General features: G+C 55.8%; 7 protein-coding genes. All 7 read right to left on the reverse strand.

Annotation, left to right across the window (positions count from 1 at the left end):
- Positions 1-60: 60 nt before the first annotated feature.
- Positions 61-639 (reverse strand): ribonuclease HII, encoded by a 579-nt coding sequence (locus tag HMPREF1556_RS03030; protein WP_198141850.1) that lies wholly within the window; start codon positions 637-639, stop codon positions 61-63.
- A gap of 30 nt (positions 640-669) precedes the next feature.
- A complete protein-coding gene (locus tag HMPREF1556_RS03035; RefSeq protein ID WP_021666766.1) occupies positions 670-1,893 on the reverse strand; it encodes an aminotransferase class V-fold PLP-dependent enzyme in 1,224 nt (407 codons plus the stop codon).
- 306 nt (positions 1,894-2,199) lie between these two features.
- Positions 2,200-3,303, reverse strand: a complete 1,104-nt coding sequence (locus HMPREF1556_RS03040; RefSeq protein ID WP_021666767.1) for a DUF4876 domain-containing protein — start codon at positions 3,301-3,303, stop codon at positions 2,200-2,202.
- 121 nt (positions 3,304-3,424) lie between these two features.
- A complete protein-coding gene (locus HMPREF1556_RS03045) occupies positions 3,425-4,540 on the reverse strand; it encodes a DUF4876 domain-containing protein (RefSeq protein ID WP_044125172.1) in 1,116 nt (371 codons plus the stop codon).
- A 30-nt stretch (positions 4,541-4,570) separates the two neighbouring features.
- Positions 4,571-5,989 carry a hypothetical protein gene (locus HMPREF1556_RS03050; protein WP_021666769.1) on the reverse strand — a complete coding sequence of 473 codons (1,419 nt, stop codon included), beginning with the start codon at positions 5,987-5,989 and terminating at the stop codon, positions 4,571-4,573.
- A gap of 27 nt (positions 5,990-6,016) precedes the next feature.
- On the reverse strand, positions 6,017-7,450 hold the full coding sequence (locus tag HMPREF1556_RS03055) for a hypothetical protein (protein ID WP_021666770.1): 1,434 nt from the start codon (positions 7,448-7,450) through the stop codon (positions 6,017-6,019).
- Between the two features lie 13 nt (positions 7,451-7,463).
- Positions 7,464-9,893 (reverse strand): TonB-dependent receptor domain-containing protein, encoded by a 2,430-nt coding sequence (locus HMPREF1556_RS03060; RefSeq protein ID WP_021666771.1) that lies wholly within the window; start codon positions 9,891-9,893, stop codon positions 7,464-7,466.
- Positions 9,894-10,715 lie beyond the last annotated feature (822 nt).

Consider the following 10,715-nt stretch of genomic DNA (forward strand, 5'->3'; position numbering starts at 1 on the left):
GGGTCGGTCGACCGACCCATGAATGGCCCCCTTTGGTGACCTATGGATGCTCCCCTTCGCTTAGGTGAGGCGGAAGGAGCGTCGGTGGATGGGCGAAGCCCCTAGGCGAGCGATCGCCTCTCGGTGAGCGGGCGTAGGGTAGCCCTTGTGCCCAGAGAGACCATAGCCTGGGTACTTCTCCTCTAGAGCGATCATGAGCTCATCACGGTGGGTCTTGGCCAGGATCGAGGCTGCCGCGATGCTGGTGAAGCGGGCATCCCCCTTGACGGCGCAGACGTGGGGGATGTCGGGATAGGGATCGAAGCGATTGCCGTCGATGAGTAGCAGTTCGGGGCGGAAGACAAGGTCGTCGATCGCTCGATGCATCGCTAGGAAGGAGGCGTGGAGGATATTGATCTCATCGATCTCTTCGCTAGAGACGATCCCAACCCCCCAGGCGAGGGCTTCGCTCTCGATGATGGGGCGGAGTGCCTCCCGTTGCTTCTCGGTCAGTTGCTTCGAGTCATTGAGGAGCGGGTGGGAGAAGTGTTCGGGTAGGATCACGGCTGCAGCTACTACAGGCCCTGCTAGACAGCCTCGACCCGCTTCGTCACAGCCACATTCCACGAGGGACTCTTCACTCCAGCGGGAGGCCAGCAGGGTAGGCTTCTTCGGCGTGCTCATCTCCCGCTAGCTGAGCATGGGGACGACCCTATGGAGGGCGTCGAAGAAGCGGTCGACTTCCTCACGGGTGTTGTATAGGGCGAAGGAGGCTCGGGCGATGGCCTGATGCCCGTAGCTAGCGAGCAAGGGCTCAGCACAGTGATGCCCCGTGCGGATGGCGATGCCCATACGGTCGAGGAGCGTGCCGAGGTCGAAGGGGTGAATCTGCCCTATGCCGAAGGAGAGGATCCCGCCCTTGCCAGGGGCTTCGCCGAGAACGAAGCTTTCGGGGAACTCCCTCCGTAGCCGCTCCGTAGCATAGGCGAGGAGCTCCTCTTCGTGCCGAGCGATGGTCTCCAGCCCGATCTGTCGGACGAAGTCCAGCGCCACAGCGAAGGCTCGTGACCCGACGTAGTCAGGGGTGCCCGCTTCGAACTTAAACGGAAGGCTATTGTAGGTCGTCTTCTCGAAGGTCACCTTCTCGATCATCTCTCCGCCTCCCATGTAGGGAGGCATCCGATCCAGGAGCTCGGGACGGCCGTAGAGTGCGCCGATACCCGTCGGGCCGTAGATCTTGTGTGCGCTGAAGGCATAGAAGTCCGCACCGATCTCCTCCACATTGACGGGGGTATGAGCGATGGCTTGTGCTCCATCCAGCAGGACCAGTGCTCCAGCTTCGTGTGCTAGACGGGTAACCTCCTTCACGGGATTGACCGTGCCAAGGACATTGCTGACATGGGCGATCGAGACGAGGCGGGTACGCTCAGAGAGGAGGCTACGGAAGGCATCCATATCCAGCTCCCCGAGGGGGGTCAGCGGGATGACCCGTAGGCGAGCACCTCGGCGGGCGCACATCAGTTGCCAAGGGACGATATTGGAATGGTGCTCCATGGTGCTGATGAGTACCTCGTCGCCCGGCTTGAGGAAGAAGGCTTCTCCGGCACAGAAGGCTACGAGGTTGATCGCCTCTGTCGTCCCTCGGGTGAAGATGAGTCCTTCTGGTGAAGGGGCACCGATGAAGGAGGCGACGCTCCGTCGGGCAGCCTCGTGGTGCTCTGTAGCCAGCTGGCTCAGGTAGTGGACGCCCCGATGGACGTTGGCGTTCGCTTCGTAGTAGGCGGCTTCGATGGCTTGGATGACACAGCGGGGCTTTTGGGTCGTCGCAGCGTTGTCCAGATAGACCAAGGGCTTGCCATAGACCTCTTGGCTAAGTATGGGGAATTCGTTTCTTATCGCTTCTAAAGATTCCATGTTCGGAAGTACTCTAATAAATTCGTTTACAAAAGTACGCAATAACGGGTGCTTAGCTATGACTGCGGTGGTCGTACATCCTTGCCCCCCTGCCAAGCGACCTACGGTAGGTCGTCCTTGCGACCTACCGTGGGTCGGTGAGACGACCTACTGTAGGTTTTTTCGGCGACCTATGTAGGTCGTTTTTTCTACCCTCGGGAGGCCCTTCTGGAGCGCCTCGGAGGAGGGGCTAAATCAATAGCCGATCGCCCCCTAAGACCAAATGCGTCTTAGGGGGCGATCGGCTATCGTTGTTTGGGGTGGAAGTTATTTCTGGGGAGTCGCCGTGCGAGCTAGTGAGGCGGGACGAACTTCGAAGTCACTGGTGGAATTGTTGTCATCGACGAACTTCTTACCATCCCACTTGCGGATGAGGGCGAGACCTGAGTACTTCTGCCAGTCACTCTTCGGCGTGTTCTTAGCCGCTACCTCAGTGACGGCATTGTAGCCCCTGTCGTAGGTATTCTTGTAGGGATTGATCTTGTAGCGACGCTTGGGGCAGACGGTGATGCAGTCGAGGGCCTTGGAGAAGGGGATCTCGATAGCGTAGAAGTCAGCGAAGAGGCTATTGGTGACATTGATGTAATGGCGGTAGCCTGGACGCTCCTTGGTATCCTGATAGTTCTCACGGAAGTCCTCTGGAGTCCAGGGGAGCTGGATGAGTACAATGCCATTCTGCCCCGAGAGTTGCTTGATAGCGAAGTCGGAGTACTTCTTCCCCTTGCTATCCACACCGGTGAGGATGGGGACGAGGTCAGGGACATTGGGATTGTTCATCCCCTGCTTGTCGTAGTCGCTGTGCGTCCATTCCCAGTCGGCCTTAGTGAGGTCGAGGAGATCATCCACGCCCTTGTAGCGCTTAGGGTCTTCGGGCTCTTCGCCGTACTCCTTCGCCTGCTTATTGAGGCGGATGAAGTATTCCTTGGCGTGGTCTATGGCGTACTTAGCGATCACGACGGTCTGCCCTGGCTGGATAGGATGCTCCTTCCCACTACCAGGGAAGTAGGAGATAGCTTCGACCCCGATGTACTTACGACGGAAGTCCTCCTTACCGGCGAAGGTGCGTTCGTCCGAGGGGTCAAGGGCCGTGGTGCAGAGGGCATGCCCGTCGAGGTACTTGACCTCGGAGGTGGGGTTGTAGATGGAGATGTACTGGTCATCTTCGTACCACGACTTCACGGGAGCCAGTCCCCACTCTTCGGGGAAGCTCTTAGTGACGACATGACCGATATAGAAGACCTCCTTGATGATCAGGTGGTCGACGGAGGAGCGGGAATTGGATCGGCGTCGTGGTGCCTCATTGCGAGCGCAGGCCACGATCCCTGAGAGGACGACCATAGCTAGCATGAGGCGGTATATATACGTGCGCATAGCTGAAATAGGGGGTATTGAATAGAGTAGGACGGAGCCCTTGCCCCCACGGACTCCGATGGGCGTGGGGGCAAGACCGTCAAAGAGGAAGGGCTAAGGCTAGCGTAGCCCTAGAGGATGATTAGTTGCTTGAGGGTGTAGCCTTCTTGAATCGGAGGGAGGCTGGCTGTACCATGAAGTCGCTGGTGGAATTGTTGTCATCGACGACCTTCTTCCCATCCCACTTGCGGATGACCGCTAGACCTGAGTACTTCTCCCAGTCCTTGGTAGGGGTAGTCCTGATGAAGTTGTCGGTGACCGAGGTAAATCCCTTGTCGAAGGTATCCTTGTAGTCACTTGTACTGTAGGGATTGAGCTTGTATTCCTTCTTGGGGCAGACGATGATGCAGTCGATAGCCTTGTCGAAGGGGATCTCGATGACCTTTATAGCATTATGGTGGTGGGTGCTGAGGGTGTTGACGGTATGGCGGTAGCCACGACGCTCTTGAGTGTCGGGATAGTTCTTAGCGAAGTCCTCCGGTGTCCAGGGGAGCTGGATGAGGGCGATACCACTCGTCTCCGTGATCTCCTTCAGACCGAAGTCCACATCATCCTTCTCTTCCTTGTCGTACCCTGTATAGATGGGGACGAGGTCAGGGATGCTGGGGTTGTTCTTACCTTCGCCATCGACCTCGGCATTGGTCCATTCCCAGTCGACCTTCGATAGATCGAGGAGGTCATCCACCCCAGCGTATAGGCTGCGGTCTACGGGTGAACCGTTGTCCCGATCGAGACGGGCGAAGAAGTCCTTAGCGTGATCGATGGCATATTTGGCGATGACTACCGTCTGTCCTGGATTGATCGGATGTTGCTTCCCACTGCCAGGGAAGTAGGAGATCGTACTGACGCCAAGGTACTGCTTCCGGTAGTCCTCCTTACCCTGGAACTTCACTGCGACCGAAGGATCAAGCGCCGAAGAGCAGAGGGCAAGCCCATCGAGATACTTGACCTCTGAGGTGGGATTGTAGATCGTGATGTATGCCTCGTCAGAGTACCAGTTCGGCCTTGGGGATAGATTGTATTCCTTGGGGAAGCTCTGGACATAAGCATGGCCGATATAGAAGACCTCCTTGATGACCAGATGGTCGACGGAGGAGCGGGAGTTGGATCGGCGTTGGGGAGCCTCGTTGCGGGCGCAGGCCACGATGCCAGAGAGGAAGAGCATGGCGAGCATGAGGCGAGCTATTGAAGTGCGCATAGCTGAGTGATTTTAGTCGTTGATGGGTGATTAGAGGAACCAGTTGCCATAGCCCGAGCCACCGCCCGTACCATGCGTCTGGACATTCTGCGAAGCTTCTAGAGCATCTTCGGAGGAGAGACCGATCTCTTGCCCTAGGTAGTAGTAGTAGGGGTCATTGGGGTCAATGGCTGTAGGGTCGGTGTCGAAGCTACTGCAGAAGACCTTGATAGGTATGTTGAAGCGGAAGACATCCTTCCACTGGGAGTCTGCACCATATTCCTTGGGTTCGTCGGGGTTGAACCAGTCGGAGCAGATGAACTTGCTCAGGAAGACATAGGTCGAGTGGCGTGCCAGATAGGGATCCTTCGGGATCAGAGCCTTCTTACCCTTAGGGCACTTCATCACACGCACTGAGAGGTAGAACTTCGGTAGTACAAACGAGGGGCGGGTATAGCGTCCACCCTTGCCCGTCGTGGGGTCGGTACGTCGGGTGATCTCTAGAGGCCAGTCCCTGTGCAGGGCATCGTTCTCATCGGCGTCGATGTCGAAGTTGAAGTGTCCCTTCAGTCCTACACGATCCTGGTCATAGGGAGCCACTGCCCAGTCAGCATCCTTGCGGGTGAGTGGGGGCAGGAGACGCTGGTTGAAGAGCTCTCTAGCGCCGTCGCCCATAGCATCGTGGATCCAGGTATCTCGGTAGGTGTACTCGAAGATCTTAGGAGTAGCATCGGCACGCTCCTTCCAGGTGTTCTTCCCCGCAAAGAAGGGTGAGGGGACGGGCTTAGGATCGATCGTACCTCCGGGCTGCCACTGACCATACTGGTCGTACTTGGTCTGCCAAGTGCCACGGCTATCCATCACCTCGTAGGGAGCTCCTTTGTCATCGACCTCACTGACGGTGAAGAAGATCTGGTACTGGTCTGATTGGTTGAGGATGTCATCATTCATCAGGCGACCATTCTTATCGAAGAAGTAGAGGCACAGACCCCAGCGCTTCAGTCGTCCGCCGATGATACGGATGTAGTTAGGTCCTTTCTTATTCTCCTGCTCTTCGAGGTAAGTGACTGTACTCTGTCGCTGGACCTCGACGGTGGGATAAGAGCCAGCATTGTTGTGGATGATGACGAACTCCTCCTGCTTCCAGGGGGCCTTAGGGTAGACGAAGTTCCCGTGCATCATCCCATCGCCGTGGGAGTGCCCTTCCTTAAACATCACCAGACACGTAGCCCAGTCCTTGAAGGCTCCGTCGGGGTCAGGGTTAGCGAGATTGTCCGTGACACGGATCTTCTTGAGACTGTCGATATACTTGTCAGCCCCACTCTGTGGAATGGACTTCTTCAGGAGTGGGTTGTCGTCATAGTTGGGGTGAATATCTCCGAAGACGAACTTATCACACGAGCTCACCGATAGCCCAAGGAGTAGGGCCAGAGCGCCGTGCTTGATCGTCTTGTTTATGCCTGTATTCATAGATTCTTCGTAGGGTGTTAGCGGGGGTTACATACGGACGATACTGCGTCTGTAGCGGTAGAAGAAGCTCTCGGGCTGGGTAAGCATCTGCCAGAGCTGGCTACGCTGTACCTCGGGGTAGAAGCGTCGTACATCTTGGTAGCACTTCTCCTCTCCATCCTTAGCATCTGCTATCACACGGATCGGGAGGGGATAGTCGATGTCGAAGCTGTCCCACCCTGGCTGGATCTGGTTCGACTCCCAGAGATAGCCCTTCTCCGCATTATTGATATTCGTGTACTTAGCAGGCTTGGGGACGTCGCCGGTACGCTGCTGTCCCTTGGTGAGGATATTACATAGGCGTACCTGTAGGAGGAAGGCCATCCCTGCCCGCTTGAACTGGAGGATGCCCTTGAAGCCCAGCCTGTCCAGTGGAGCACCAGCATCGAGACTACGCTCCTGCTTCAGTAGGCCGACGGTCTCGCCGTAGCGCTGTCGTGGGCTGTCGGTCTCTGGGTCGATATAGTCGTCGTTGTACGACTCTTCGAAGAGCTTACCCAGCTCCTCCTCCACGGGGTCGGTATCCCGGTACTCGTAGGAGAAGATCTCGGGGACGAGCTGATTGAGACGCTGCATGTCGATACTACGCACGAGTCGGTAGGTGATGCCGTCTGGTGCACGGTAGGGGACGAGGGCATCGGGACGACCGGTGATCTCGATCGATCGCCAAGAGCGCTCGTTGTCGAAGACGGCGCTGTTCGACCCAAGCTGGAAGCCTTCGGGGACGTAGATATTCGACGCAGAGAACTTTGTCGCTGGCTCTACCTTCCCTCCACGATCGAGGAAGGTGTAGCGGTCTATATAGTGAGGGGTCTCTTCGAGTGTACGTGGATAGGCCAGCTGTAGGGTCTTCTGCGTATCCTTTGCTCCCTTGCTCAGGGTGAAGTGCCCTACACCGAAGAAGTGCTGGTGCATCATCAGAGCCGAGTTGTCTTCATCGGGCTCTACCGTCCCGTCCTTACGCTTGACGAAGGGGAAGTTAGAGAACTGATGGTTGATGAGCATCCCATTCTGATCGTAGTACTTCAGCTCTAGACCGTAGTAGATCTTGTCCGAAGCGATCACGTCGAAGTGATCACGCTTCGTGGTGATGGTCATCTGTCCATTGTCATCCTTAGCTATATCGATCTCCTGGACGATGGGGATGATGGTCTCGTCGCCTGCCACGTGGTAGGTGTTGTAGGTCTCGACCTCTTCGCTGGCATTGGGACCCACGCCGATGGTGCCCCCCTTGTAGCCCATACGTAGGATGGCATGGACTGCGTAGATCTGGTCGTGCCCCTTGACATCTCGCTCGATCTCTGAGGGTGGTGCTTGGATGAACTTCTTGAAGAACTCGTCTACCTTGTCATTGGAGCAGCTGCTCATCAGGAGCAGTGCACCAGCTAAGGGGAGGAGTAGCTTAGTCTGTATCGCTTTCATCAGCTTGTGTGCATTAGAACTTGAATAGGAGGCGCATCGACACATTAGCTCCACGAGCATGGGCATAGTAGCGGAAGCGGTCTGTGTACTCCTTATATAGGTTGTTGAGGATATTATCCCCGACGAGCATGACCCGGAGGGAGCGCTGGTGAGGCAGGCGTACACCGACCTCAGCAGTCCCATTGAGCAGGAAGTAAGGGTCGGGAGAGTCGCTGACCAGGTCCTTGTCGGGGTCGAAGCGACGCTGCTTAGTCACATAGATGCTCGAGAGGGATAGGGAGGCATGGTACTTCTTGTCTCTACTGAGGTCGAAGTCGTATGTTCCTGACAGCCCATAGCGGTCGGAGGGCATGAAGGGTAGCCAATCCTTGCGGGTGATATTACGGGCGAACATCCATTCTCCCTTACCGACGAAGCTAAGTCCATCCATGGGACGAACCGTCGCTTCTATGTCGCCCCCATAGAGCTGTACATCGTCTTGGTCGTAGATGAACTTCGGGTACTTCCCACTTGGGTGGTTATGGAAGCGATCCTTCCCCGTACCTATATGGTCATAGATATAGCTACTGATGCGCTGGTAGAAGGTGCTTGGCTCGACGGAGATCCAGCTATTGCGGTAGCGAGCACCGAGGACAGCCTTGTAGCCTCGTTCGCTAGCGAGGTGTCTATTCCCCTCGACCCAGTACGATCCATCCTGAAGACCTATGGCGTAGAGCTCATTGATATCGGGTGGGCGCCAGGACCAACCGATATTAGCACGTACATCCCAGTTCTTGTCTATTTGATAGTGTCCTGCTAGGCTCGTGGTGAAGTTGCTGTACAGCTTGAAGTCATCGTAGTACGTGTAGCTACTGAGGCTGGTATAGCCACTGACCGACATCACTCGGAAGTCATAGCGCATCCCGAGGGCTGCCTGTAGCTTGCCAAGCTCCGCCTTGTGCAGGAAGTACCCCCCCATCGAGAGAGCGGCGAAGTTAGGAACGAAGGCAGGTTGCTTGGTCCCGGGGTAGTTGTAGTTCGTCTGGTAGGTATTAGATGTACCGACATCGGTGGTCATCCCCCAGCGGTTCCACTTAGCGTGCCACAGGACATCGGCCTTGAAGGTCTTGAGGATCAGGTCCTGCATCGGGATCCAGCTCCACGTAGTCTTCTTACGATTCTCGAACTCTTGTCTCAGGTTCTCCTGGAAGGAAGCTGTGAAGTCGATCTGATGGTTGTCGCTGATATTCCACTTCACTTCTCCCTTGACCGTGAAGTGCTGGGACTGCTGGAAGGGGGGCTGTATCTTGTAGGAGAAGGGACGGAATGTCGACTCGTCGGGACGCCCATGTTCGAAGCGCTTGATGAGCTGATCGAGGTCAGATACCTTGCTCGCATAGTAGATACCACTACGCTGGTAGTAGAGGCTAGAGAAGAGGGTGGCGGTGATGCGAGACGAATGGTAGCCCGTCATCGCCGACATGCTGATCGTGTTGTAGCCCGTATTGTTGAGGATGTATTCTGCCGTGCGGTAGTCACCTCCCTTGGTGTACATACCATGCAGACGAAGGCCCCAGCGCTTGTAGCCCATCTCTAGGCTACCCGATCCGCTCACGCCTCGGGCATTGGTGTCATAGCCCATATTGACATTCCCATTGACCTTCAGCTTCTCACGGCCGTAGGGTAGGGGAGCATCATTCAGCAGGACTACGCCACCCATAGCGCCGAAGCCATAGCGGATACACTCGGCACCCTTGACGACCTCGACCATACTAGAGCCAGTGTAGTCGATCTCAGGGGCGTGGTCCGCTCCCCAACTCTGGCTCTCTAGGCGTACGCCATTATTCATCAGCAGGATGCGGCTACTATGCATCCCTTGGATCACGGGCTTAGCGATGGTGCTACCCGAACTGATGGAGCTTACCCCAGGGACAGTCTCTAGGAGTTTAGCCAGTGACATAGCACCTCCTCGTTCGATGGCTTTGTGATCGACCTTGGCTGTCTGCTGGAGTTGATTGGTATAGTGTTTACGAGCTGTGACCTCTACCTTGGAGATCATCTTGGCATCTTCGCTCATCTTCACCGTGATCACCTTGCCTGCGGGCACGGCCACCGTCTTAGTGACTCGCTGGTAGCCGACACAGCTGATGTCGAGTTGAGCGCTACTGATCGCCGTCTTGAAGCGTAGGGTACAGCGACCATTCTTGTCCGTCATGGCGGGGGTCGTAGCACCTACACAGCGCACGACGGCGCCGATGATGGGTTCTCGGGTAGCGGCATCTAGGATCACGAAGGTGATCTGATCTTGCTGAGCTTTCTCTGCCGCTGTCGAGGGAAGCTCTTCCGTGGCGTGAGCCTCGACGGGACTGGATAGTGCGATGAGGCTAAGACCTAGGCTAAGCCCTAGGAGACTCTGTCGCAGATGATCCTTTGGGGGGTATCGTTTACTTGTTTGTTTCCACATAGGTTCGATAGGTGGAGGACCAGGGTCATCCTCCAAGTATGGATGGGTAATAGGTGGGCACCTAAGGAGCATCTCTCTGGGAAGGGACGCTTGGTGCTGGACGGGACAAGGGCAGAGCACTGCCTTGGTGATCAATGCAGTGGTTTCCTCAAGCAGTCTGGATATGCTTCATAGGCGTCAAGTCAAAGGTGGATAATGGTTTTGTATGCTTAACGTGGCAAAATTAGCCCAAAGAAACACCCCTTTCCCTACCTTACTATGGGTATTCTACCCCCTCTTCTACCTACTTCTATGGATCTCCCTTTCCCCTCCCTTATATATTATTGTATAGGGTATGCTCCTTGGGAGGGTGAAAAAGGGATCCACGGTAGGTCGTCGATGTGTAGGTCGTCGATGCGACCTACCGTGGGTCGCAGTAGGGTTTTTCGACGATCTTACGGTAGGTCGTTTTTTTGGTGTGCGGAAGGGGTAGGTTTCTTTGGGTAGAAAGGTGGATACCTGGAGAGGGGTAAAAAGCGAGCTAATGCGAGGGGTAGGAGGATGAAGATGCAAGGGGAATTCGGAATCCAATGTAAGGGCAAGGAGGAGGTGGATACTTGGGGAAGGCGGAAGCGGATGCTTTGGGAAGGCAGGATCGGGCGGGAGGGGAGTGAAAGGGGCTAAGGCGAGGTGGGAGGCGGTCGATTCTCATCGGGTAGGAGGAGATGATTCAATGGGAGTGGTGAAATTTTTTTCACCCTTTGTAAGTGTCTAATTCTTGGGCAAGTGAAGGTAACTCGGGACGGGTGTGAATGAAATATTTCGCGGTGTGATTTGGTTGGT

The organism is Porphyromonas sp. oral taxon 278 str. W7784, from assembly GCF_000467855.2.
Taxonomy (GTDB): Bacteria; Bacteroidota; Bacteroidia; order Bacteroidales; family Porphyromonadaceae; genus Porphyromonas.